Here is a 300-nt window from a genome sequence, read left to right as displayed (position 1 = left end):
CAGGTGCAGCGCCAATCCGATGACCCCATCGATCCAAGTAACGTTAGAGGTGTTCTGCAATACCCCATTGTTGTTGTTTCCTGAACCGTCAATAAGTGTATTGCCACCGCCTTCTTCCATCTGCCAGTGGCCCACCATACCTAAGGATAAGGATGGAGTCGGTATTTTTGAGAAGTTGCGGACTTCAGACCATTCGGAATTGCCCTCAGGATTGTAAGCGCGGACCCTCCAGAAATATGTGGTACCGATTTCGAGTCCTGTGGGATTATAGCTTAATGATGCTCCTACATTTTGGTCTAC

At 48.3% G+C, this 300-nt stretch carries 1 protein-coding gene; it reads right to left on the bottom strand.

Features of this window, described 5'->3' with window-relative positions:
- On the bottom strand, positions 1 to 300 hold a 300-nt coding region (locus M3O96_RS21985), incomplete at both ends, for a fibronectin type III domain-containing protein (protein ID WP_249725509.1).

Origin of the sequence: Aquiflexum sp. TKW24L, assembly GCF_023502205.1 — a bacterium.
In the GTDB taxonomy this organism is placed as follows: Bacteria; Bacteroidota; Bacteroidia; order Cytophagales; family Cyclobacteriaceae; genus Cognataquiflexum.
Note: the sequence above shows the minus strand (reverse complement) of the source record. Positions and strands in the feature narration are given on the sequence as shown.